Raw genomic sequence first — 22,003 nt, 5'->3', positions numbered from 1 at the left:
GCGCAGCAGAGTCGGTGGGGCCCTGGCGGGCGGGGTGGGCAGAGACTGTCAGGCGGGTTCGGGTGGGCGGTGGACGGTGTCGAACAGGTGCGTCCAGGCTTTTTGCCAGGGCCAGTTGTGCGGTAGGTGCAGGGTGACGCGCCGTGCGGAGCGGGCGATCCGGGCCGGGACCTGGACCAGGTGGGCGCGGAGGGTGGCGGTGGTGGCCTTGGCGTGGAAGGCGGAGGTCAGTGCCCCGGCGGCCCGCAGCAGGTTGTAGGCCATCGCCCACTGGATCAGCCAGGCGGCATTGGCGTGGAAGTGTCCCGACGGCAGGTGGGCCAGGGCGGAGGCTTTGCTGTCGGCGATGACCTGCTCGACGACGGCGTGGTGGCGGTGCTCCCGCTCGGCCTCGAGCGTCGGCGCGGGGGTGTCGGTGAAGAACGGGTGGTAGCGCCAGACCGGGAACAACTCGCCCTGCTCGCCGACGACGGCGGGTTTGGCCAGGTCACGGACTCGGCGCACGATCAGCCGGGCCGTGACCCGCTCGCCTTTCTTGCGGCTGGCGAAGGCGGTGTAGGCGGGCATCTCGGCGACCTCGGCGTCCGAGATGAGCTCGCCGGTCTCAGGGTCGGGCACCGCGGTCGGGTAGGTGATCTGCTGCCACGCGGTGTCGGGGATGCTGTGGATGGCTCGTTCGATGGAGGGGTTCATCCCGGTGGTGAGGGAGAAGCGGGCGCCGGACCGGCGGCAGGCGGCGATGACACCGGCGTTGTAGAACTGCGAGTCCGCGCGCAAGATGCGCATGCCGGTGCAGCCGGCCTCGACGGCGGTGGCCAGCGCCTCGCTGACGAATTTCGGGGCGCCCCGGGAGTCGGCTGCTTTGCCGCGGCGCATCCGCACGGTGGCGATCACCGGGCGGGAGGTGGGGGTGCAGATCGTGGCGAGCAGAGGGTGCAGGGTGCGGATGCCCTTGAACCGGCCGTACTCGCCACCCTGCTTGGTGCGGCCGTAGACGCGTTTGTGGGTGGAGTCGACGTCGATGAACGCCTTCTCGCCGGAGCCGGGCAGCAACGGGGTGTGCGCGGCCAGTTCGCCGAGGAACCTGCGGTGTACCGCGTGCAGTTGGAGGGCGTGACCGTGGGTGAAGGAGCGGAGGAAGGTGCCCAGGGTGGACGGGGCACGGACCCCTTCGAACACGGCCGACATCGCACCGTGGCGCAGAACGTCGAGGTCGTCGATGCTGTCCGCCCCTGCGGCCATGCCGCCCACGATGCCGGTGACCTTGGCGTCCGCCGAGGCACCCGCGCCGTTCTTCGTCCCGGTCAGCCTCACCTTCTCCCTCACCAGCCGGGGCAGACCGCACCGCTCGGCCAGCCGCATCACCGGAACCAGCCCGGCATGCGCGATCAGGTTCGCGTCATCGAAGGCAGCGGAGACCGCCGCCCGCGTGTGGGAAACTTGCATCTCGGAAGTGCCTTGCTGATTGTGCGTGATGGAGCCTGAAGAACTCCCATCATCGCAGGTCACAAGGCACTTCTTCGTTTTCCGAGACGTTATCCACAAGGCACGGGTCGGTGGATCGAGGCTTAGGCAGGGCGGTCTGCATCCGGCCTCCGCAGCCCGAGCAGCGGAGGTGTCGGGAGAGGGAGTAGCGAGGGCGGTCAGAGAAGAAGCTCTGGCCGTTCTGTGCCATGCGGCGCTTGGTGTACGCGTCCCAGATGCGCTCGCATTCGGCCGGGTCGTCGATGACCGCGTCGTGGGCGTTGCCGTAGTACAGGAACGCCGTGACGTTGCGCTGCCGGTTCACCCGCTTCTTCTTTGTGCTGCCGTCGTCGTTCGTGACGACCTGGTGGGACAGCTCGGGTGTGAGGTAGCGGACGTAGTCCAGGCCGAAGCCGCTGTCGAGGACGGCGTGGAGGTCGCCGGAAGTGAAGGGCTTGCCCGTGAAGGTCTTGATCCCCCGCCGGTTGAGGCCGACCAGCAGCCTGCGGACCGATATGCCGGCGGCGTGGTCGCGGTACAGCTGGGCCAGATCGGGACCGGTCACCGGGTCGATCTCCAGGATCCCGTTGCGGCACTTGGGGCAGGTATCCAGCTTCTTGCCGAACTCCACTTGGGGCAGCTCTCGCAGCGGTAGTACCCGAACCGGCCGCGGTTGGAGTGGGGGGAGTCCCTTGTTCCGCCGGCGCTCGAAGGTGTCACGCCAGGAATCAGACTTCTGGTTTCGACTCCAGCTCGGCGACGCTGAGCATCTGGGCGATGGCGAAGCGGCCGATGGTCGCCTTGCCGTCGAAGTCCTCCTTGGCGGTTCGGACTTCGACCCCGTAGTCCATGAGCGCGTCGAGGTGCTGGAGAGACTCGCGGAGGTTGCGGCCGAACCTCGACCGGATCCACAGGATGAGCACATCGAACTGCTTGTCGTGCGCCATCTGTTTGACTTCTTCGATCCGGCGCTCCTCGAACCCGCGCTCCGATTCGCCGAGATCCATGATGGGGTCGGCGATGACATCGATGGTCTCGGACCTGGCGAGGGTCAAGGCGTGACCGACCTGCAGTTCGGGACTGATCATGTCGTCCCGGGCCCTGGAGACCCGGACATGGATCAGGCCGCGCTTGCGGCGGCCGACGGTGGCGGACTGCTCTTCGACGGGGCATAGCCGGAGTGGTGCGGTTGTCACGACGGTGCTCACAATCGCGCAGAGTAGGTCGTTCTTCGGTCGACCTTTGTCACGATTGCCGCACTTTGCGGTTATTAGGTGCCGCGGGATGGCTAAGGGCGAGTTTGTAGTGTCTGAGCGTTGCGATGAACATGGCCCCGCCGCCGGACACCCGGCGCACGACCGTGACGCCATGGCGTTCGGTGCCCTGGGGGTCGACCTCGTTGCGCAGGGACTGGAAGCTGCCGATGATCACGGCGGGGGAGTCCCACTCCCAGACCCGGAGCGTGGGCGGGCGGCGCCCCGCGGCGACCTCGGCGGTGATGGCCTCGTCGAGGGCCATGTGGAGCGCGGGCGACTGCGGAGCCTCGTGGATGAGCTGCCAGTCGTAGTCGCTCCACTCGGTGGCGTGCGCGAGGGCTCGGCGTACGGCGACGGCGACGCCCTGGGAGCCGAGGCCGAGCGTCACCGTCGAGGCGGGCAGGGCCGCGTCGATCCGGGCGGCGAGACCGGCGGTGTCGGTGTTGGCCGGTGCGCCCTCCAGCGCCGCGTCGATCGCGAGGACCGCCTCGTCCGGTTCGGGGAAGAAGTCCCCGGCGACCCGTACGTTGCGCAGCGCCCCGCCCTCGACATCGAGATCCACCACGACGAGCTTGCCGCCGGGGACCTTGTACTGCAGCTTTGCCTCCACATCCGCCCGACCGCTCTTACGAATCGGCACCGAACACCCATGACGTCACCACTGTGCGGTTTAGTTCCCGCGCTCAGCGTGACGGAGGTGCACCGCCCTGCGGTGCGCCGGGCAGTGATACCCGCACGGTGAGTCCCCCGCCGGGGTTGGGGGTCAGGTTCAGGTCCGCGTGGTGGGCGCGGACGATGCTGGAGACGATCGCCAGACCGAGGCCGTGGCCGCGGCGCGTGGGGTCCTGCTCGGCCAGACGCCCGCTGCCGCGCAGGAACGGTTCGGTGAGGCGGTCGACCGTGCCGGACAGGGGCGGTCCGGTGTTGGTGACGGTCAGGAGGGCGCGGCCGGGACGGGCCGGGTCGGGGCCGGTGGTCAGGGAGAGCGAACCGCCCGTGGGCAGGTTGTGTCGTACGGCGTTGTGGAGCAGGTTCAGGACGAGCTGGCGCAGCAGTACGTCGTTGCCGGTGGCCGGGGCCGGGCGGGTGTCGGCGGAGACGGAGATGTCCCGTGTCCTGACTTCCTCGCGGACGGCGTCGACGGCTGCTCGGGCGGTGTCGGCGAGGTCGAGGTGCTCCGTGGTGGGTGGGGTGTGATCGAGGGCGGAGAGTTGCAGCAGGGCATCGGTGATGTCGATGCCGCGCTGGTTGGTCTCGCGGAGCCGGGAGACGAGCCGGCGGTAGTTCTGGCCGTCCGGATCGGCGACGGCCACGTCGAGCATGGTGCGGCTGACGGCGAGCGGTGTGCGCAGTTCGTGCGAGGCGTTGGCGGCGAAGCGCTGCTGGGCGTCGAAGGACCGCTGCAGGCGGGCGAGCATGTCGTCGAAGGTGTCGGAGAGGTCGGTGAACTCGTCCCGCGGGCCGGTGAGTCCGATGCGGTGGTCCAGGGAGCCGTCGGCGGCCCGGCGGGCCGCCGAGGTGATGTCCTGCAGGGGGCGCAGGACGCGGCCCGCGATGAGCCAGCCGCCGCTGAGCCCGATCAGCGCGAGGAGCAGCAGGGTGACGCCGGAGGCCTTGGCCAGGGCCTGGAGGATGTCCGGCCGGGTGGCGACGGCCGCGGCCTGCGGGTTCACGTCGCCCAGCGGGTAATTGGGCACGAAGCGCATGGCCAGGTACACCACGACCAGGCTGAACGCCCCGGCGACGACGACGAACAGGGCGTAGGTGAGGGTGAGCTTCATGCGGGCGGTCAGCCGCCGCGGCCGCCCGGACCGTGCCGGGGCCCCGGCCGTGTCCGCGTCGCCGTCCCGGTGGGGTGCCGTCCGGCGGTTCACTGCGCGTGCCCCGTCCGCTCGTCCTGCCCCGCCGGCTCGTCGAGACGGTATCCGACGCCGGGCACGGTGTGGATGGCCGACGGATCACCGAGCCGTTTGCGGAGCGTGGACATGGTGATGCGGACCGCGTTGGTGAACGGGTCGGCGTTCTCGTCCCAGGCCCGCTCCAGCAGCGTCTCCGCGCTGACGACGCCGCCTCGCGCGGTCATGAGGACTTCCAGGACGGCGAACTGCTTCCTGGTGAGCGCCACGTACCTCCCGTCGCGGAAGACCTCACGCCGGAACGGGTCCAGCCGGATTCCCGCGTAGTCGATGACGGGGGGTGTGCCGTCCTTGGGCCGGCGGGCCAGTGAGCGGAGGCGTACGACCAGCTCCTTCAGGTCGAAGGGCTTCGTCAGGTAGTCGTCGGCGCCGATCTCGAACCCGGTGACCTTCTCGTTGATCAGGCCCGCCGCGGTCAGCATGAGCACGCGGCAGCCGAGGCGCCGTTCCACGATGATCCGGCACACGTCGTCACCGTGGGTGCCGGGGATGTCGCGGTCGAGTACGACGACGTCGTACTCGTTCACGGCGAGGCGTTCCAGGGCGGTGTCGCCGTCCCCGGCGATGTCGGAGGCGATGGCTTCGAGCCTCAGCCCCGCCTGCACCGCCTCGGCGAGATACAACTCGTCCTCGACAATCAGCACCCGCATACGGTCTCTCCTGCTCTGCGCCTCACCCGGCCGGTTGCCGGCCTGTCGGACTGCTCCCATGGGAACGGTCCGGGGATATCGAAAACGTATCGGGAAATCGAAACGGCCCGACAACATGGCCTGCCGTTCACTCGAAGCATCCGTCCGCGGCACCCGCCGCCACGTCCGAGATGCCCGGAGGCCACCATGCACCACAACCCCACCGCGAACCGCTCCACCACGGCAGCGCGCCGTTTCCCCGGCCGGACGGTGGCAGGAGTCGGTGCGGTCGTGGTGGTGGCGCTGGCGGCGACATGGGGCGTGACGGCTCGGAGCGAACCGGCCGCGCGTGCCGCCGCGGCGGCGGACCATGAGCGGGACGGCGGCGAAGCGACCACGGAGGCCACTCCCGAGGGTACCGAAGGCGGCGACATACCGAGCGGTCGGGAGCTCACCCCCTTCGACACCCGGTACCCGGCCATCGGCCGGCTGGACAAACCGTTGCTGAAGGCCGTCCAGGAGGCGGCCCGGGACGCCCGTGACGACGGCATCGAACTCCGGGTCACCTCGGGATGGCGCAGCAAGGAACACCAGCAGCGCCTGCTGGACGAGGGCATCGAGAAGTACGGAAGCCCGGAGAAGGCCAGGCAGTTCGTGAACACCCCGCAGAAGTCGACCCACGTGTCCGGAAAGGCGGTCGACATCGGTCCCACCGATGCCGACGACTGGCTCATCCGCAACGGCTCCGACTACGGCCTGTGCCAGGTCTACAGCAACGAGATGTGGCACTTCGAGCTCCTGACCGGCCCCGGTGGCACCTGCCCGGCTCCCCTGAGCAACGCCGCCGGCTGACCGGCGATGCGTTCAGCCCCTGATTCAGCGCCGCCCCCTTCCGAAGGACATGCCATGGCCGATCCGTGCGAGGACCCGTACCCGGATGTGTACATCGGAGGCGGCTTCTCCGATCCCGCCGGGACACCGCCCGCCGAACCCGGCCCCGGCCGGCCCGGCCCGGGACGGCGCAGGAACTGGATTCCGGGCGCCGTCGCGGTGGCGACCGGGATCGTGATGGTCTGCCACTCGTTCGTGCCCAACTCGCCGGGCAACCTGGGCAGCCTGCTCGAAACCGTGCTGCCCTGGACCGGCCTGGCCGTACCGGTGCTGCTCCTGGCCGCCCTGCTCCGCAGGTCCGTGCCGGCCGTCATCGCCGCCCTCCTTCTCGGCGCCGCGTGGTCCGCCGTGTTCGCGTCCCTGTTCCTCGGCGGGCGCAGCGATGCCGAGCCGAACCTGACCGTGGTCACCCACAACGTCAACGCCACCAACCCCGACCCTGCCGCGACCGTCCGGACGCTGCTGGCCGCCGACCCCGACCTGGTGGCCCTGGAAGAAATCACCGACGACGCCCTGCCCGCCTACCGGAAGGTGCTGGACCCCCGGCTCACCCACTCCGTGCACATCGGCACCGTCGCCCTGTGGAGCCGCTACCCCATCACCGAGTCCCGGCGCCTCACCATCGATCCCGGCTGGAGCCGCTCGCTGCGCGCCCGGATCCAGGGACCGAACGGCCCCGTCGCCGTCTACGTGGTCCATCTGCCTTCGGTCCGCTTCGGCGTATCCGGTTTCACCATCGCCCGGCGCGATGACACCCTCACCGCCCTCGACCGGGCCCTCGACCACGAGGAGCAGAAGAAGGTCCTCCTGCTGGGCGACCTCAACGGCACCACCACCGACCGCAACCTCGCGCCTCTGGTGTCCCGGCTGACGCCGGCCGAGGACAAGGCCGGTACCGGCTTCGGCTTCAGCTGGCCCGCGGCCTTCCCGATCGCCCGTATCGACCACATCCTCACCCGGGGCGTCACCCCCACCGACGCCTGGACCCTCCCCGCCACCGCCAGCGACCACCGGCCGGTCGCCGCCAGGCTCAAGGCATAGGCCATGCGGCGGGCGGCCCCCGCCGGCCCCGTGCGGAGGCCGGCTCGGGCACCCCGGGCCGCGACCGCCCGGCCGGGGGGCGCGGGGTGGGGACCGTGGACGAACAGCAGCCGGTGCCGCGGATGAAGGACCCCGGCGATCAGGCAGCAAGCGCGTCGGCACCGGACGGACTCCGGCGTGACGCCTACCGGGCCGGGTGACTCATACGCGGTCCTGGGACCGCGGCCCCAAATCCCGCTGCGGGTCCCCGGCGTCGTGCCGGGCGACGGTCTCGCCGCGGATGACACGAGGTGCCCCCGCTTCCCCCTCGGCGCCCTCCGTCTCCTTCACCGCCTTCGCCTCGGCCTTGAGGATGCGGGCCGACTTGCCCGCGGAACGGGCCAGTTCGGGGAGCTTCTTGGCGCCCAGGACGAGTATGACCACGATCAGAATGATCGCGATCTCGCTGATTCCGAACATCAGTCGTCCCCGTCCCCGTCGTCATCGTTGTCGTCCTCGAAGAAGTCCCCCACCTCGTCCACGACTTCGGCGGCGACCATGCCGCCGACGACGCCGACCGCGAGCCCGGCCGCGCCCACCGCGACGGCCGTTCCCAGGCCCGGCCCGGAGCGGTGACCGCCGTCGTGGTGGTGGTCACCGTCGTGGCCGTGACCGGGCCCGTGGCCGTGGTGCCCGGCGTACGGATCGCCGTGTCCGTACGCGGAGCCTTCCGCGTACGCCGACCGGTGCTCGATCAGCTGCCGGAGCCAGCCGTCGACCAGAGCCTGCCAGTCCTGATGGTGGATGCCGTCGTGCGCGACCGTGAACCGGGTGAGTGCGTCGTGCCCGCCGGAGAGGAGTCCACCGCGCCTGTCGGCCTCCAGGACCACCTCCATGCCGCCCGCGGTGGCGAGGAAGGTCACCTCGATCTCGTTGACCGCGTGCGCGTACTGCGGCGACGGGGCCAGCTCGATCTCCTGGTAGAAGGGGAGTTGCTGGCCGGTGCCGCCGATTCGGCCGTACTCCAGATCCGCGGACTTGAAGCCGAAGCCGAGCTGTCCGAACGCTTCGAGGATCGCCTCCTGCGCCGGCAGCGGGCCCACCGCGAGCTGATCGAGATCGCCCTTGTCCTTGGCGCCGGCGACCGCCAGCTCCGTGCGTACGCCGAGCACGATGCCCAGGCTCTGCCCGTACAGCTCGGTGATCGGCGTCTCCCACGGTAGCGCGACCGTGAACGGCACACTGAGCTTCTCGCCCTCGGCCAGCCGGAAGCCGCCGCCGACGACGAAACGCTCGAAGACCACGACGTGTTCGTCCTCGCCGTCCTCGTGCTCGGCCTCCACCCGCGCGACGAGTTCCAGCGCGATGTGGTCGATGTCGAAGTCGGCGCTGCCGCCCTTGAGATGGACCTGGCCGGACAGGGGACCGCCGGGAGCGGCCGCCCCGGTGGTGAGGACGGTGTCGACGGTGGGGCCGCCCACGCCGAGCGAGCCGAGCAGTCGTTTGAACACCATTGAGGCGTTCACTCCCTTACGTGCGTACGAGGGGTGCGGGGGAGTCCGGGAACGCCTGCGGCGGCTCCCGTTCTCTACAGACGTGTAGAGCATAGGGCCGGTGACGAGGCTTCCGGAGCCGTGAGGGCGGTCGGCGGACGGGAAAGTCCGAAAAGGATCGCTCAGGAGGTCCGGGTAGCCGCTTGACGTGCGTGTTTTGCCGTGCTTTTACCGTACGGGATGGTGGTCGGAATGGGTGTGGGGCCGTGTGGTGCGTGTGCACCACACGGCCCCGGACCGTCGGACGTGTCCTGCGGTTGCGCCGCGGGTCAGCCCTTGCGGGCGTTGACCTCGTCGGTGAGCTGGGGGACGACCTGGAAGAGGTCGCCGACGACGCCGTAGTCGACGAGGTCGAAGATCGGGGCCTCGGCGTCCTTGTTGATCGCGACGATCGTCTTGGACGTCTGCATGCCGGCCCGGTGCTGGATCGCGCCCGAGATGCCCGACGCGATGTACAGCTGCGGCGAGACGGACTTGCCGGTCTGGCCGACCTGGCTGGAGTGCGGGTACCACCCCGCGTCCACCGCGGCACGCGAGGCACCGACCGCCGCACCGAGGGAGTCGGCCAGCGACTCGATGAGGTGGAAGTTCTCCGCACCGTTCACACCACGCCCGCCGGACACCACGATCGCGGCCTCGGTCAGCTCCGGACGCCCCGTCGACTCGCGCGGCGTCCGCGCGGTCACCCTCGTGCCCGTCGCCTGCGCCGAGAACGACACCTCCAGCGCCTGGACCGCACCCGCGGCCGCAGCCGCCTCCACCGCAGCCGAGTTCGGCTTGACCGTGATCACCGGGACACCCCGGGAGACCCGGGACCGGGTCGTGAACGACGCCGCGAACGCGGACTGCGTCGCGACCGGACCCTCCTCACCCGCCTCCAGATCCACCGCATCGGTGATGATCCCCGACCCGATACGCACCGCCAGACGCGCCGCGATCTCCTTGCCCTCCGCCGACGACGGCACCAGCACCGCCACCGGCGACACCGCCGCGCACGCCGCCTGCAACGCATCCACCTTCGGCACCACGAGATACTCACCGAACTCCGGCGCCTCCACGGTCAGAACCCTGACCGCACCGTGCTCGGCCAGCACACCCGCCGTACCGGCAGCACCCGCACCCACCGCCAGCGCGACCGGCTCACCGACCCGACGCGCCAGCGTCAACAACTCCAGCGTGGGCTTACGGACCGCACCGTCCACGTGATCGACAAAGACGAGAACTTCAGCCATGGGACTTCAAACTCCTGCGAGTAGCAAAGAAACAGAGGGAAAGGGACGACAGAGGGGATCAGATGAACTTCTGACCCGCGAGGAACTCCGCCAACCGCCGGCCGCCCTCACCCTCGTCCTTCACGATCGTGCCCGCACTGCGGGCCGGACGCTGCGCAGCGGAATCCACCACGGTCCACGCACCCGCCAGACCGACCTCCTCCGCCCCGATCCCCAGATCACCCAGATCCCAGGACTGCACCGGCTTCTTCTTCGCCGCCATGATCCCCTTGAACGACGGGTAACGCGCCTCACCCGACTGGTCCGTCACCGACACCACCGCCGGCAACGACGCCTCCAGCTGCTCCGACGCACTGTCACCGTCACGACGGCCCCGCACCACCCCGTCCTGCACCGACACCTCGGACAGCAACGTCACTTGCGGCACTCCCAGACGCTCCGCCAGCACCGCCGGCAGCACCCCCATCGTCCCGTCCGTCGACGCCATCCCCGCGATCACCAGGTCATACCCGGCCTTCTCCACCGCCTTCGCCAGCACCAGCGACGTACCCATCACATCACTGCCGTGCAGATCGTCGTCCTCGACGTGAACCGCCTTGTCCGCACCCATCGACAACGCCTTGCGCAACGCGTCCTTGGCATCCTCCGGACCCACCGTCAACACGGTGATCTCCGCATCGTCCGCCTCGTCCGCGATCTGCAACGCCTGCTCCACCGCGTACTCATCGAGCTCCGACAGCAGACCGTCCACATCCTCACGGTCCACCGTCAGGTCATCGGCGAAATGCCGGTCACCAGTGGCGTCGGGCACGTACTTCACACAGACAACGATCCTCAAGCTCACGCCGGCTCTCCTACCTGGTGTGGTTCGTAGGGATGACGATATGGCACTCAGTACCCTCTGTAAAGGAACCTGGTGCCATAGGGGGCTCTCCGGTGCTACGTTCCGGGCATGACTGACGCGCGCAGACCGGCGAAGAAGGCCCCGATGCGGGAGGCGCTCGCCGAGGCGGCCTTCCAGCTCTTCCTGGAGCGGGGCTTCGAACAGACCACGGTGGACGACATCGTGGCGCGGGCCGGGGTCGGGCGCCGGTCGTTCTTCCGGTACTTCCCCTCCAAGGAGGACGCGGTCTTCCCGGATCACGAGCGGTGCCTCGCCGACATGACCGCGTTCCTGGCGGAGGCCGGCGACGCCGAGCCGGTGGACGCGGTGAGCGACGCGGCCCGGCTGGTGCTGCGCATGTACGCCGCCAATCCGGAGTTCTCCGTCCAGCGGTACCGGCTCACCCGGGAGGTACCCGGGCTGCGTACCTACGAACTGTCCGTGGTGCGGCGGTACGAGCAGACGCTGGCCGGGTATCTGCGCGGCAGGTACGGCGAATCGGACGACGGGGCGCTGCGCGCCGAGGTGATCGCCGCGTCCGTGGTCGCCGCGCACAACAACGGGCTGCGGACGTGGTTGCGTTCGGGCGGCGAGGGGGACGCGGAGGCCGCCGTCGATCACGCACTCGGGATGGTGCGTCGGGTGTGGGGGAGCGGGACGGCCGGGGGCGCGGCCGTTCCTCCGGCCGAAGGTGACGTGGTGGTGATGGTCGCCGCGAAGGGAGCTCCGATGTGGCGCGTGGTGCAGCAGATCGAGTCGGCCATCGGGCAGGGCTGACCCTTCGGCCCGACTCGATCTGGCACTGAGTGTCTTTACGCTTCGGCACTCAGTGCCCTATGGTGCGAACGCGCCGACGCGCAGGTACGGCGCATCCGAGCCGAGCGCAGGGGGTCGAACGTGTCCCAGTCATCAAGTGGCACCGTGCAGACGGTGCATGAGGAAGCCGGCCTGAACTACCACCTGTGCCGCTGGTGCGGCACGGCCTCCTTCCGGAGGCTGCTGTGCCCGGTGTGCGCGTCGAGCGATCTGAAGCCCGAACACAGCGACGGTCTGGGCGTCGTGGTGAGGTCCGGCGTCGTCCACCGCTACACGGAGGCCGCGCGCAACGAGTCCCTCGTCCGGCTCCCCGAAGGCTTCGTGTTCCGCTGCCGTGTCGTGGGCGCGGCCCCGCACCGGGTGTCGGTCGGCGCCCAGGTGCGCCCCGTCGCCGTGGACGGTCCGGACGCGGGTGACGTGGTCTTCGAGCTCTGCGAACCGCCCGCGTGCGACGAGTGGTTCTGATCGCCCCCGCGGTTCCCTGCGCGTCCGGGCTCCTTCGCCCCGGCGGTCTTCGCCGGAGGCGGGCCCGGAGCGGCGACGAGTGATCGACAGTCTGCCCGGTGGCCGGGGCGGCGGAGGAGCGGTTCCGGACCGACGGGATTCTCTCCGGGCCCGTCGGTGACGTCATCCGTGCCTCCGCATCCGTTCAAGTGACAAGGAAGCAGGGCATGTTCACCACTCGTCCCACTCTCCAGGGCACCTTCGGCATGGAGGCTCCTAGCGCAGGGCGCTGACCTGCTGATTCGTCGCCAAGGGTGGTGCTGACCTGCGGTGATTCATCTTTCGTCGCCTTTCAGCGTCGTGTGGGTTGTGCAGATCAAACTCCCCACGAGCTCCCCGCCCAACCCGGGGACTCCCCAGCCGCTCCCCCTGGGGAGTCCCCGGGTAAGGCGTTCAGCTGCGGCTTCTCCTGGCGGGGAGGGCTCTGGAGACCATGGGCTTGGCCTTCCTGACGCGGCAGGCCGTGTGCTGCGGTTGGGCGGTTTCTGCCGGAGGGGCGTCGTGGACTGCGTGAATCGGTGATGCTCCACCCGGTGCGACGGTCGTCCTCCGTGGGCCGGGGCCGGACCCCTTTGTGGCCTGGCCTTTCAGAACAGCTTTGCTTGTTCTTGGCGTGGGTTGGGGGATGCCGGCGGAATGCTCCGCCGAGGTGACGCCGGGCTGGTGAGCCTGGCGCCTTCCCGTTTCTTCGCAGCCTGCTCCCCGGCCCGGGGGTCGGGAAGTCTGATAGGCGCTCCGCGGGCGTTTTCGGTCTCTCCTCTGCCAGGGACGACCTGTGCTGCTGGGTGGGTGGCGTCGAGGACGGCGTGGGCTGCGATGTTGCGGGCTGCATTGGTATCGCGGTCGATCCGCAGTCCGCAGCTGTCACAGTGGAACGTCCTGTCGGCCAGGGCCAGGCGTGGGTTTTGCCATGAGCAGGCCGAGCAGGTCTTGCTGGACGGCCACCAGCGGTCCAGGACCGCGAGCCGGGAACCGTACCAGGAAGTCTTGTAGTCGAGCTGGCGCCGCAGCTCACCAGGGGCAACGTCGAGGATGGCCCGGTTGAGGCCGGCCTTCTGCCGCACCCTCGTACCCGGCACTTCCACGGTGCCGCGCGCCGAGCTCGTCATGCCGAGGACGTTGAGGTCCTCGATCGCGACCGTCGCGAAACGGGTCGCCAGCTCCTTCGTCACGGTGTGCAATGCCGTGCCCCGCCGGACAGCGAGCTCATGGTGGAGGCGGGCGACGCGCTGCCGCGCCTTCGCCCGGCGCGCGGAGCCCTTCCGCGCCCGCGACAACGCCCGCTGCGCCTTCGTGAGGCGTTTCTCAGCCCGGCGCACGTGACGGGGGTGTGCACCTGCTGGTCCTCGAAGTCGGGTGAGTGAGCGTATCCATGTGTGAGTGAGTGTCGTTGTCAGAGCGTGAATCTGACGGAATGAGCGAAGACGCATGGCGTGCATCCGCAGACCGCGTATCGCTGGTTCCGTGAAGGGATATTGCCGGAACCGGCTCAGCGGGTCGCGCCGCGCACGATCCTGGTGAACATCGACGCGAACACCACGCACGAGGCCATCGGCGGTCTGGGCCTGTATGCCCGCGTCTCCTCGCGCTATCAGAACAGCGATCTGGAACGCCAGGTCGCTCGGCTGTCGGCGTGGGCAGCGAAGGCCGGTCACCGAGTCGTTCGCGTTGAGGCGAGATCGCTTCCGGGATGAACGGCTGCCGTTCCAAGGCCCGGCGTCTGCTGGCCGACCCGCACGTGACCTGCGTGGCGGTGGAGCACAAGGACCGGCTCGGCCGGATGAACGTCGAGCTTGTCGAGGCCGCCTTGTCCGCGACGGGCCGTCGCCTGCTGGTGCTGGACGACGGCGTGGTCGAGGACGACCTGGTGCGCGACATGGTGGAGGTACTGACCTCGTTCTGCGCCCGCCTGTACGGGCGCAGGTCGGCGAAGAACCGCGCCCGCAAGGCACTGGAAGCCGCCGAACATGGCTGACCTCCACCCGATCGCTGCGCCGTTCGTCGCTCCCGGCCCGTCCGGTGTGGCGGTACGTACCCGGCTCAAAGACCTCACGCTCCAGGATGAGAAGGTTCTGCGCCTGGTGGGTGCGCATCTGGGATCGCTCGCCTCGAAGGACCTCAAAGCGCGTTGCGCGGACGGCCTGGAGCACTCCACCGAGTCATGGGCGGCCCGTAAGCGGGGCCTGACGGCCGAGAAGCCGCCCGAAGAACCGGGCCGGCCCGAGAGGGGGCCCGGGAGCCGGCCTGGCGTCATCAGGCGCCGTCCGGACCGGTATTGGCGGACAGCGCCTGAAGACACGAGGGCTATGACGGAACGGAGCTCAGCGCGGAAACGAGTTCCCGCCTACCGGAGATGGAGAGCTTCCGGTACACGCTGGACAGGTGGAATTCGACGGTCCGGACCGTCAGGAATATCATCTGCGCGATGTGCCGGTTGCTGTGTCCGGCGCGGGCCAGGTAGGCGATCTTCTCCTCCTGCCGGGTGAGCTTCGAGGTGTTGGCAGGCGCCTGGAGACGCTCCAAGGCAAAGCGGATGCGCTCCTGCCAGAAGGCGTTGCGGCACTCGTGCGCCACCATGGCCGCCTCGTCGAGCCGCCTGCGTCCCTCTGCCACGTCCTGCCGCCGGATCTGCATCGTGCCGAGGTCGTAGAGGGCCTGCATGAGATCGGTGCACGCATGTCCCTGGGCCAGCAGCGCCACGGCCTCCTCGAGCACGGCGACCGAGGTGTCGTCTCGGCGTGCCACTCCCACGGCATGCAGTGCGATGCCGATTCCACGCGGTGATCCCCATTTCCTCGCCGCGATGAGCTCCTCCTCGGCAAGGGCGAGCGCCAAGTCGTACCGACGGGCGCCCAGCGCCGCGAAAACGGCCCTCGAACGCCAAGGGATCACTGCCGGATTGACTACGAAGGAGGTGTCGAGGACCCAACCGCAGGCCATGTAGTCGTCGATGGCGTGCCGGAATTGCCCGCCGGCCATGTGGAGGGCCCCACGGGCGGCCAGGATGTGCGCACGGTCAGGCAGGTCGGGGTCCAGCGGGCCGGCCAGCTTGCTGTCGAGCAGTATCCGGTGCGCTCGGTCGAGTTCGCCGAGGTGGACCAGCGCCTCGATCAGCCAAGCGACCGCGAGGCAGGCCGACTGCGTCGACGTACCGCGATCGAGCATGGTCTGGAGCATGTCCGCGGCTCGGCAGGCCTTCCCCGCGAGCAGGCTGCTCCGTGCCTGCAACAGCGTGAGCAGTTCTTGACGCGGGGCCGAGTCTGCCCACGCGGGATCGTCCCGGAGTCGCTTGCACTGCGCGTCGGCGGAGTCGAGGTCTCCGGCGTAGAGCAGGGCCAGGATCGCGAGCCACGTGCGGTGTGGGTTCTTGTGCGGCTCCGCCGCATCGAGCAGCCATTTGGCCTGCTCATTGACCATCGCGCGGTCAACTCCGCGATTCGCGAACTCGATATTGCTCAGGGCGAGACTTGACTCGTCAGACGGCAAGAGTGTGCGGTCTTCAGTGAGGGAGATTCCTGGTGCGTAGGTAATCGCCACCTGCCTGGCCGTCAGAAACGTGGAGACCTCATCGGTTCTCGCACCGGTCTTTATGGTTTGGCACTTCCTATCATCTCCGGACATTTTTGCTACCCCCATAGTTGACGAATGACGCCACTTCACAACACGAAACGGACAGGGTCGCGTTGGGTAGAAAGAAGGCTTTTGGCCTCGCTCCGTGAGGTGGTCGCACGGTGGCAAAGATGCTGGTCGCTCTGCATGGTCATGACGGCGTCTCTTGTCCGGGAAGTTTGGACAGGGCGCCTGCGACTGACCGCCGGATCTGCGGCATCGCCACTGATGACTGTCGATGGAGGTCGGACTGGGGACCGCTCGGCGAAACAGGGCAGTTGCGACATGAGGCTGTAGCCCCCGGCGCCGACAGGAGATTTAATATTGGGGTTAATCAATAGTGTCGCGAGATCGCTGCCTCGACCTTGAGTAAACCCCTCCTGCTGAGAATGTTCCCCGGTTTTGAAAGCTCCGAACGGCGAATCTCCATTGATTCGGGACCGATCGGTCCATCTCCCAGTGTCGGGATCGTGTCACAAGACCAAGCTTCTGTCAAAGGTAAAATAGAGAGCAAGGCGTCGGGCGAACTTGAACATCGCTCGACAGTCGGCAATGCGGCACCTGGTCCCTCCATGTATCTGTGCATGACGGACCCTCGCAGCCGGTCCCGATACCTGCAAGAGGGTGTATCGAGTCCCGCGGGACGCCCGTAGGAAGGGGCGGGGAATCTGGTGGAGACCCGTAGAGACAACATGGCGGGTTCGGGTCCAAGGTCACGTGACGGGCAGACCCCGGACGCCCGGGACCAGGGAGGAAACGTGGAGCAGTCACAGCGGGTGGTGCTGATCAGCGGCGCGAGTCGCGGGATCGGAGCGGCTACCGCGGGGGAGATGGGGAGGCGCGGCTACCACGTGGTCGTGAACTACCGTCAGAATGCCGACGCGGCAGCGGAGGTGGTGAGCGCGATCGAGGCCGCGGGCGGATCGGCCCAGGCCGTCCGAGCCGATGTCTGTGACCCCGAGCAGGTGTCCGGGATGCTCGACCGCATTCGCACCGACCGCGGCCGCATCGACGCTCTGGTCTGCAACGCCAACACGGTGAATCCGCCGTTCGAGCCTCTGCTCACGCTCTCCTGGGACGACTTCATCGGGAAGGTGAACGGGGAGTTGGCGGGAGCGTACTTCCTCACCCAGGGCGTGCTGCGCGGTATGACGGAGGAACGGAAGGGCCGGATCGTCTACGTTTCGAGCACCGCGGCGGATTCGATCGGCACCGTCGCTGCCCACTCCACGGCCAAGGCCGCGCTCAACACCTTCAGCCGGCACGTCGCGGGAGTCGCCGCGCAGTACGGGGTCGTCGTCAACACGGTCGCATTCGGCGCGGTGCGGACCGACGCCACCGCGTGTGTCATGACGGACGACCTCCGCAAGTTCATGGAGAGCCGATCGGCATCCGGCCGGCTGCTCGAGGCCGACGAGGCGGCGCGCAGCATCGCGATGCTCGCCGACGAAGACTTCATCGCTTCGGTGGGCCAAGTGCTTCGAGTGGACGGCGGCTTCGAGGTTCTGGACCAACAACTCCACCCGATGGTGCGGCACTTCGAATAGCCCAGTGGGTGCCCGCGCCGCGCCGGGGAGTCCCGTAGGGCCGGGCGCCGACGGCCGGCCCTACGGAACGCCGTCAGCGGAAACTGTCCGCCAGCGGATGCAGCTGCTGGTCAAGGACCTCGAATCCGCCGTCGACCCGGATTACCTGGCCAGAGGTGAAGCCGAAGCCGTCGTCGGCGACGAGGGCCACGGCGCGCGCGGCGTCCGCCGGTTCCACCCTGCGCGCCGCCACGGAACGGGCGGTCGTGTACTTCCAGAAGTCCTCACTGAACTCCGATGTGGCGTCGGTGTGCACGGCGCCGAAGGCGACGGTGTTCACGGTCACCCCGTGCTCGGCGGCGATACCGGCGATGTGGCGGCTGAATGTGTTCAGCGCAGCCTTGGCGACAGAATGGGGCAGGGCCATGCCGATGGTGTCCGACGCCGTGCTGGAGATGTAGATGATCCTGCCCGACCGCTGTTCGCGCATGATGGCGAGTGTGCGCTGGGTGAGGAAGAAGGAGCCGGCGAGCTCCCCGTCTACCTTTGCGGCGAATGCATCCCAGTCCAGCTCGGCGAAGGACGCGAAGGGCGGTGTCACGGTGTTCGCGTTGCAGATCAGCAGGTCGATGCGCCCGTGGTCGGCCCGTACCCGCTCGACAAGGCGGCCGACCTGGTCGGCGTCGCAGACGTCGGCCTGCGCCGCCTCCGCCGTGCCGCCGCGCGACTCGATCTCCGTGACCACTTCCGCTGCCGCGTCGGCGTCGCTCCGGTAGTTCACGATTACGTGGTAACCACGGCCGGCCAGCTCCTTGGCCGTCGCGGCGCCGATGTTGCGGCCCGCGCCACTGATCAGGGCTATGCGCTTCGACTGGTTCACGGTGTCTCCCGTCGGGTGTCGCCGGCGTTCCTGCGGCTCGACCCTAATCACGTGAGGGAATTCGAGGATTGCGGACCGACCACAGGAAGGGCGCGCGGGCCTTGTGACGTGTGTCCTGCGGCTGCGACTCTCGGTCCGGTTTCGGTAAGAGGCGGAACGGGATCCGGCGGCGCTCGAGAGGATGCACGATGGCGGACGAGGTTGACCTGGTGGCCCGGATCGACGAACTGTCGGCCAGAGTGCGGGAGCTCGAGGCGATCCGTGAGCTCACGAAGCTGCGCAATGCCTTCCACCACTGCCTCAACTCGCTGGACTGGGACGGCCTCGGCGCCCTGTTCACGAGGGACGCGCACCTGGCCTACGGAAGTTTCGGCGATGCCCGTGGGCGCGCGGAGATCCAGGAGTACTACAGCGCGCTGCTGCCGAAGATGGTCGAGCTCCAAGGTGCCTCCGAGGTGGCCCTGAGGAACTTCAACCAGGTCCATCAGGTGGAGGTCGAAGGCGACCGTGCGTCCGGCGCCTGCTTCTTCGTGGAGCACGTCAGGTTCGACAAGGCGGACCTCGTGCACCAGAGCGTCGGCCGGTTCTCCGACACCTATGTGATCGAGGACGGACGATGGCTGTTCGATCGCGTCGAACTGGACCACTACTGGGTGGTTCCGCAGAACAAGGAATGGCGCTGGCCCTGGTGATGTCGCACGCGCACGATCCCGTTGCCACGCTCGTCCGCAGATTCAACTAGTTCTAGGGGCAGTGCGCTTCGAACTGGTGCCCCAGAGGGACCCCACGACCGGCATGCCGGATTGACACTTGAATCAAACTGCTACTAGCGTTGTTGCAGTTGGATCGGCGAGGCGACGGTCGCGAAGGGGTCATGGTGAGCATCAGCAGCAGGAGTGCGGTCGCGATTCACGCACTTACCATGCTGGGGCGCTGGGATCACTCGTTGACCTCCGCGGAGATGGCGGAGAGCCTGGCCAGTAATCCGGTTCTGGTGCGGCGGATCCTCGGCAGTCTGCGGGATGCCGGTCTGGTCTGGTCCACCGAGGGGCGCAACGGCGGCTGGTCGCTTGCCCGGCCCGCCCGTGAGATCACGCTCTACGACGCGTACACCGCCGTAGAGGCGGGGCCGATCCTTTCGCGGTACCCGCATCCGCCGAGCGCCGAATGCGAGGTGGGGCGGAACATGCAGAAGCTGCTCGAGGTGGAGTTCCAGGACGCGGAGCGGGCCATGAAGGAACGGCTCGGGCGGACGACGATCGCCCACCTTGTCCGGCAAGTGCTGGCCAGTGAGCGCGAGGTCGCGCAACGCGTCACCAACTGACCGATGGCGGAGGCGGTGTCCTCCGCCCCTCTTTTGCCCTAACTGTAACTACCATGGTGGCGGAAAGTCACCCGAAGGGCCTCGAATGACTTCCACGTCGACAACGACCGAGCGGACCGGCTCAGGAATGGGCTTACTGGCCTTGCTGATGCCGGCGATCCTCGTCACGGTCACGGCCAGCGACATGGTCAATCTGATGCTTCCGACGATCGGGTCCGAGTTCGGGGCATCCGAGGCGGAGCTTGCCTGGGTCGTCACTGGCTTCCTGCTGATGTTCTCGGTCGGGATTCCCCTGTACGGCCGCATTTCGGACCGCGTGAGCCTGCGTCGTCTCTTCGCCTTCGCACTCCTCACCTACGCCGTCGGGAGCCTGATCTGCGCGATCTCCCCGAGTCTGGCCGTGCTCGTGGCCGGGCGGATCGTGACGGGCATCGGCGCGGCCGCGATCCCCGTGCTCTCGATCTTCGCCGTCACGACGCTGCTGCCGCCGGAGCGGCGCGGTGTCGGGATCGGCGTCGTTTCCGCCGGTGCGGGCGTCGGCACCGCCGCTGGACCGGCGTTGGGCGGCGGCATCGGGCAGGCGCTCGGCTGGCCCGCACTGTTCTGGATCATGCTTGTGGTCTCGCTGCTGCTGCTATTCCCGGCCATGCGCGTACTCCCGGACGAGACTCCGCAGGGCTCGGGCCGGCTCGACCTCCCCGGTGGCATGCTCCTCGGCCTCGGAGCCGGTCTCGTCCTGTTCGGCATGACCCGGGCCCAGGTCTCCGGCTTCACCGAACCCCTGTCCTGGGGCAGCCTCGTGGTCGCGATCGCGGCGCTCGTGCTCTTCGGGGTGCGCACCGTCCGTGTCGACCAGCCGTTCGTTCCGCCATCGCTGTTCACCAATCGCGTCTACCGGACCGGCATCCTCGTCGCGTTCCTGGCCATGGTCGTCAACCTCGGCGGTCTGGTGTTCGTCCCGCTGCTGCTGGTGGAGGTCAACGAACTCACCCCGGGTGAGGGCGCCTTGGTCATGATCCCGGCCGGAGTCATGACCGCGCTTCTCTCGCCGTGGATCGGGCGCCTCGCCGGCCGCGTCGCCACGCGGCTCCTGGTGCTCTCCGGGCTCGGCCTCATCGGGCTGTTCTCGCTGTTCCTCTCGTCCTTCACCGGCGGCTCCTCGGTGGTCTTCGCCGGTGTCGGGATCCTCGGGCTGAGCATCGGCTTCATGCTTGTGATGACCACCATCATCGGCGCTGCGGCAAGCGAGCTGCCCCACGAGCAGGCCGGTGTCGGCCTCGGGATCCTCCAGGGGGCCCAGTTCCTCGGGGCCGGTACCGGCCCCGCCGCGTTCGGCGTGCTGGTGTCCGCGAGGCAGCAGAGCGGCAGTGACGCCATCAACCCCCTCTACTCCGGCGATGACGGCTCGGCCTACTCCGACGTCTTCCTGGCCATGGCCGCGGTCGTCGTCCTCACGCTCATCGTTGCGTTACGGATGCGTCCCACGGCCGGCTCCGAGGCCGAGGCAGCCCCTGCGGCCGCGACGGCGCAAGAAGCGAACAGCGTCCAGTAGGAACGCAACTGCCCCACATCCAGGGCGCACCAGATCCACCAAGCGTTGGTTGACGAGCTTGCGAGCGACAAGGGGACCGGCATGGCCGCGCAAGAGCGGACTTTCTCTCAAGAGGACAAGGAATACGACGCGTTGTACGCGGGGCGCGCGTCCTTCGACGGCGTCGCCCCCGGTGAGGTGCTGATTCCTTGGGACATCGGTGAGCCCCAGCGAGCCGTGGTGGATCTGGCGCGCGCGGGCGGCTTCAGCGGCAAGGTGCTCGACGCGGGCTGCGGACTGGGCGAGAACGCCATTCTGCTGGCGGGCCAAGGGTATGAGGTGACCGGCGTGGACGGTTCGCCCAGCGCGATCGAGCAGGCGGCGCGGCGGGCCGAGGCCCATGGCGTGCAGGTGCGGTTCCTGATGTCCGATGCCACCGAACTGGGCGGTGTCGGAAGCGATTTCGACACCGTGCTCGACAGCGGCCTCTACCACTGCCTGAACGACGAGCAGAGGTCGGCGTACGCTGCAGCGCTCCACCGGGTGTGCCGACCGGGTGCCGCGCTCCACCTGTTCTGCTTCGCGGAATCCGTGCCGTCGGGGACGCCGATCGTGGCGGAGGCCCTGATCAGCAAGGCCAATCTGCACGCGAACCTCGGCCGGCACTGGGAGATCCAGGACATGACCGAAGCTGTCTTCGCCACGAGCTTCACCCGCGAACTCCTGGCCGAGCTGGGCGAAGCGGTGGCCCGGGACACCGGTGCCAGGCCGGGCCCGGACGCGATCCAGGTGGACGAACACGGGCGGGTGCTGACACCGATGTCCTATGTGCGTGCGCAGCGTAGGTGAGGCTCCGCTGCCCTGGCTCGCGTGGATGGCGCGGCCCAGGGCTCAGGACTCGGACATGGAGGCCGGAGTGTGCCACACGAGCAGTCGTGACGATCGGTATTCAGCCAGTACGGGACCGAT

The 22,003-nt window shown here is 68.6% G+C and carries 21 protein-coding genes and 3 pseudogenes; 11 read left to right on the top strand and 13 right to left on the bottom strand.

Features of this window, described 5'->3' with window-relative positions:
• Positions 1-48 precede the first annotated feature (48 nt).
• From OG520_RS07185 to OG520_RS07160, 6 genes and pseudogenes are all read right to left on the bottom strand, one after another.
• Positions 49-1,446 carry an IS1380 family transposase gene (locus OG520_RS07185; RefSeq protein ID WP_331749384.1) on the bottom strand — a complete coding sequence of 466 codons (1,398 nt, stop codon included), beginning with the start codon at positions 1,444-1,446 and terminating at the stop codon, positions 49-51.
• Between the two features lie 49 nt (positions 1,447-1,495).
• Entirely contained in the window at positions 1,496-2,095 is a 600-nt protein-coding gene (locus OG520_RS07180) for a hypothetical protein (RefSeq protein WP_406012601.1), read from the bottom strand.
• Between the two features lie 97 nt (positions 2,096-2,192).
• Positions 2,193-2,672 carry a recombinase family protein gene (locus OG520_RS07175; RefSeq protein ID WP_406012600.1) on the bottom strand — a complete coding sequence of 160 codons (480 nt, stop codon included), beginning with the start codon at positions 2,670-2,672 and terminating at the stop codon, positions 2,193-2,195.
• Positions 2,673-2,745: 73 nt separating this feature from the next.
• Positions 2,746-3,318 (bottom strand): annotated as a pseudogene (locus OG520_RS07170) (biotin/lipoate A/B protein ligase family protein); the annotation flags it as partial.
• A gap of 85 nt (positions 3,319-3,403) precedes the next feature.
• Positions 3,404-4,594, bottom strand: a complete 1,191-nt coding sequence (locus OG520_RS07165) for a sensor histidine kinase (protein ID WP_399332899.1) — start codon at positions 4,592-4,594, stop codon at positions 3,404-3,406.
• A complete protein-coding gene (locus tag OG520_RS07160) occupies positions 4,591-5,286 on the bottom strand; it encodes a response regulator transcription factor (protein ID WP_406012599.1) in 696 nt (231 codons plus the stop codon). Before OG520_RS07160 ends, OG520_RS07165 begins: the two co-directional genes overlap by 4 nt.
• Before the next feature lie 186 nt (positions 5,287-5,472).
• Here OG520_RS07160 and OG520_RS07155 point away from each other — a divergent pair, with 186 nt between their 5' ends.
• Both OG520_RS07155 and OG520_RS07150 read left to right on the top strand, forming a co-directional pair.
• Entirely contained in the window at positions 5,473-6,117 is a 645-nt protein-coding gene (locus tag OG520_RS07155) for a M15 family metallopeptidase (protein WP_399332897.1), read from the top strand.
• 54 nt (positions 6,118-6,171) lie between these two features.
• On the top strand, positions 6,172-7,197 hold the full coding sequence (locus OG520_RS07150; RefSeq protein ID WP_406012598.1) for an endonuclease/exonuclease/phosphatase family protein: 1,026 nt from the start codon (positions 6,172-6,174) through the stop codon (positions 7,195-7,197).
• 201 nt (positions 7,198-7,398) lie between these two features.
• Here OG520_RS07150 and OG520_RS07145 read toward each other — a convergent pair whose 3' ends face one another.
• The 4 genes from OG520_RS07145 to OG520_RS07130 all read right to left on the bottom strand — a co-directional run bounded on the left by OG520_RS07145 (position 7,399) and on the right by OG520_RS07130 (position 10,805).
• Positions 7,399-7,656, bottom strand: coding sequence for a twin-arginine translocase TatA/TatE family subunit (locus OG520_RS07145; RefSeq protein ID WP_406012597.1), 258 nt, complete (start codon positions 7,654-7,656; stop codon positions 7,399-7,401).
• Entirely contained in the window at positions 7,656-8,690 is a 1,035-nt protein-coding gene (locus OG520_RS07140) for a sporulation protein (RefSeq protein ID WP_406012596.1), read from the bottom strand. Before OG520_RS07140 ends, OG520_RS07145 begins: the two co-directional genes overlap by 1 nt.
• Positions 8,691-8,998: 308 nt before the next feature.
• A complete protein-coding gene (locus OG520_RS07135) occupies positions 8,999-9,961 on the bottom strand; it encodes an electron transfer flavoprotein subunit alpha/FixB family protein (protein WP_406012595.1) in 963 nt (320 codons plus the stop codon).
• A 58-nt stretch (positions 9,962-10,019) separates the two neighbouring features.
• Positions 10,020-10,805 carry an electron transfer flavoprotein subunit beta/FixA family protein gene (locus OG520_RS07130; protein ID WP_406012594.1) on the bottom strand — a complete coding sequence of 262 codons (786 nt, stop codon included), beginning with the start codon at positions 10,803-10,805 and terminating at the stop codon, positions 10,020-10,022.
• 144 nt (positions 10,806-10,949) lie between these two features.
• Between OG520_RS07130 and OG520_RS07125 the strand changes: the two genes are divergently transcribed.
• On the top strand, positions 10,950-11,621 hold the full coding sequence (locus OG520_RS07125) for a TetR family transcriptional regulator (protein WP_399334824.1): 672 nt from the start codon (positions 10,950-10,952) through the stop codon (positions 11,619-11,621).
• A 144-nt stretch (positions 11,622-11,765) separates the two neighbouring features.
• Complete coding sequence (locus tag OG520_RS07120; protein ID WP_406012593.1) at positions 11,766-12,125, top strand: Zn-ribbon domain-containing OB-fold protein; 360 nt, start codon at positions 11,766-11,768, stop codon at positions 12,123-12,125.
• A 626-nt stretch (positions 12,126-12,751) separates the two neighbouring features.
• On the opposite strand, the gene OG520_RS07115 is transcribed toward OG520_RS07120, so the two are convergent.
• Entirely contained in the window at positions 12,752-13,483 is a 732-nt protein-coding gene (locus OG520_RS07115; RefSeq protein WP_406012592.1) for an RNA-guided endonuclease InsQ/TnpB family protein, read from the bottom strand.
• Positions 13,484-13,597: 114 nt separating this feature from the next.
• On the opposite strand from OG520_RS07115, the pseudogene OG520_RS07110 reads away from it, so the two are divergent.
• Positions 13,598-14,139: pseudogene (locus tag OG520_RS07110) on the top strand (IS607 family transposase).
• A pseudogene (locus tag OG520_RS07105) lies at positions 14,132-14,357 on the top strand (IS200/IS605 family accessory protein TnpB-related protein); the annotation flags it as partial. The pseudogenes OG520_RS07110 and OG520_RS07105, both read left to right, overlap by 8 nt.
• A gap of 111 nt (positions 14,358-14,468) precedes the next feature.
• Here the strand turns inward: OG520_RS07105 and OG520_RS07100 are convergent.
• The gene (locus OG520_RS07100; protein ID WP_406012591.1) at positions 14,469-15,701 is read right to left on the bottom strand and encodes a LuxR C-terminal-related transcriptional regulator; all 1,233 of its coding nucleotides are present in this window, start codon (positions 15,699-15,701) and stop codon (positions 14,469-14,471) included.
• 830 nt (positions 15,702-16,531) lie between these two features.
• On the opposite strand from OG520_RS07100, the gene OG520_RS07095 reads away from it, so the two are divergent.
• On the top strand, positions 16,532-17,320 hold the full coding sequence (locus OG520_RS07095) for an SDR family oxidoreductase (RefSeq protein WP_406012590.1): 789 nt from the start codon (positions 16,532-16,534) through the stop codon (positions 17,318-17,320).
• A 73-nt stretch (positions 17,321-17,393) separates the two neighbouring features.
• Here the strand turns inward: OG520_RS07095 and OG520_RS07090 are convergent, their stop codons facing one another.
• Entirely contained in the window at positions 17,394-18,179 is a 786-nt protein-coding gene (locus tag OG520_RS07090) for an SDR family oxidoreductase (protein WP_406012589.1), read from the bottom strand.
• A 188-nt stretch (positions 18,180-18,367) separates the two neighbouring features.
• On the opposite strand from OG520_RS07090, the gene OG520_RS07085 reads away from it, so the two are divergent.
• The 4 genes from OG520_RS07085 to OG520_RS07070 all read left to right on the top strand — a co-directional run bounded on the left by OG520_RS07085 (position 18,368) and on the right by OG520_RS07070 (position 21,883).
• Positions 18,368-18,871: a nuclear transport factor 2 family protein gene (locus OG520_RS07085; RefSeq protein WP_399334682.1), complete on the top strand. Its 504-nt coding sequence runs from the start codon at positions 18,368-18,370 to the stop codon at positions 18,869-18,871.
• Between the two features lie 182 nt (positions 18,872-19,053).
• Positions 19,054-19,503 carry an RrF2 family transcriptional regulator gene (locus tag OG520_RS07080; protein ID WP_399334684.1) on the top strand — a complete coding sequence of 150 codons (450 nt, stop codon included), beginning with the start codon at positions 19,054-19,056 and terminating at the stop codon, positions 19,501-19,503.
• Positions 19,504-19,630: 127 nt separating this feature from the next.
• On the top strand, positions 19,631-21,055 hold the full coding sequence (locus OG520_RS07075) for an MFS transporter (RefSeq protein WP_406012588.1): 1,425 nt from the start codon (positions 19,631-19,633) through the stop codon (positions 21,053-21,055).
• 81 nt (positions 21,056-21,136) lie between these two features.
• On the top strand, positions 21,137-21,883 hold the full coding sequence (locus tag OG520_RS07070; protein ID WP_406012587.1) for a class I SAM-dependent methyltransferase: 747 nt from the start codon (positions 21,137-21,139) through the stop codon (positions 21,881-21,883).
• The last annotated feature ends 120 nt before the right edge of the window (positions 21,884-22,003 follow it).

Origin of the sequence: Streptomyces sp. NBC_00984 (assembly GCF_045162475.1) — a bacterium.
Classification (GTDB): Bacteria; Actinomycetota; Actinomycetes; order Streptomycetales; family Streptomycetaceae; genus Streptomyces.
Note: the sequence above shows the minus strand (reverse complement) of the source record. Positions and strands in the feature narration are given on the sequence as shown.

Excerpts from the sequence above, each read along its gene's own strand:
- OG520_RS07185 (WP_331749384.1), bottom strand. The coding sequence starts at position 1,446 with ATGCAAGTTTCCCACACGCGGGCGGCGGTCTCCGCTGCCTTCGATGAC.
- OG520_RS07160 (WP_406012599.1), bottom strand. The coding sequence starts at position 5,286 with ATGCGGGTGCTGATTGTCGAGGACGAGTTGTATCTCGCCGAGGCGGTG.
- OG520_RS07155 (WP_399332897.1), top strand. The coding sequence starts at position 5,473 with ATGCACCACAACCCCACCGCGAACCGCTCCACCACGGCAGCGCGCCGT.
- OG520_RS07150 (WP_406012598.1), top strand. The coding sequence starts at position 6,172 with ATGGCCGATCCGTGCGAGGACCCGTACCCGGATGTGTACATCGGAGGC.
- OG520_RS07145 (WP_406012597.1), bottom strand. The coding sequence starts at position 7,656 with ATGTTCGGAATCAGCGAGATCGCGATCATTCTGATCGTGGTCATACTC.
- OG520_RS07140 (WP_406012596.1), bottom strand. The coding sequence starts at position 8,690 with ATGGTGTTCAAACGACTGCTCGGCTCGCTCGGCGTGGGCGGCCCCACC.
- OG520_RS07135 (WP_406012595.1), bottom strand. The coding sequence starts at position 9,961 with ATGGCTGAAGTTCTCGTCTTTGTCGATCACGTGGACGGTGCGGTCCGT.
- OG520_RS07125 (WP_399334824.1), top strand. The coding sequence starts at position 10,950 with ATGCGGGAGGCGCTCGCCGAGGCGGCCTTCCAGCTCTTCCTGGAGCGG.
- OG520_RS07085 (WP_399334682.1), top strand. The coding sequence starts at position 18,368 with ATGGCGGACGAGGTTGACCTGGTGGCCCGGATCGACGAACTGTCGGCC.
- OG520_RS07080 (WP_399334684.1), top strand. The coding sequence starts at position 19,054 with ATGGTGAGCATCAGCAGCAGGAGTGCGGTCGCGATTCACGCACTTACC.
- OG520_RS07075 (WP_406012588.1), top strand. The coding sequence starts at position 19,631 with ATGGGCTTACTGGCCTTGCTGATGCCGGCGATCCTCGTCACGGTCACG.
- OG520_RS07070 (WP_406012587.1), top strand. The coding sequence starts at position 21,137 with ATGGCCGCGCAAGAGCGGACTTTCTCTCAAGAGGACAAGGAATACGAC.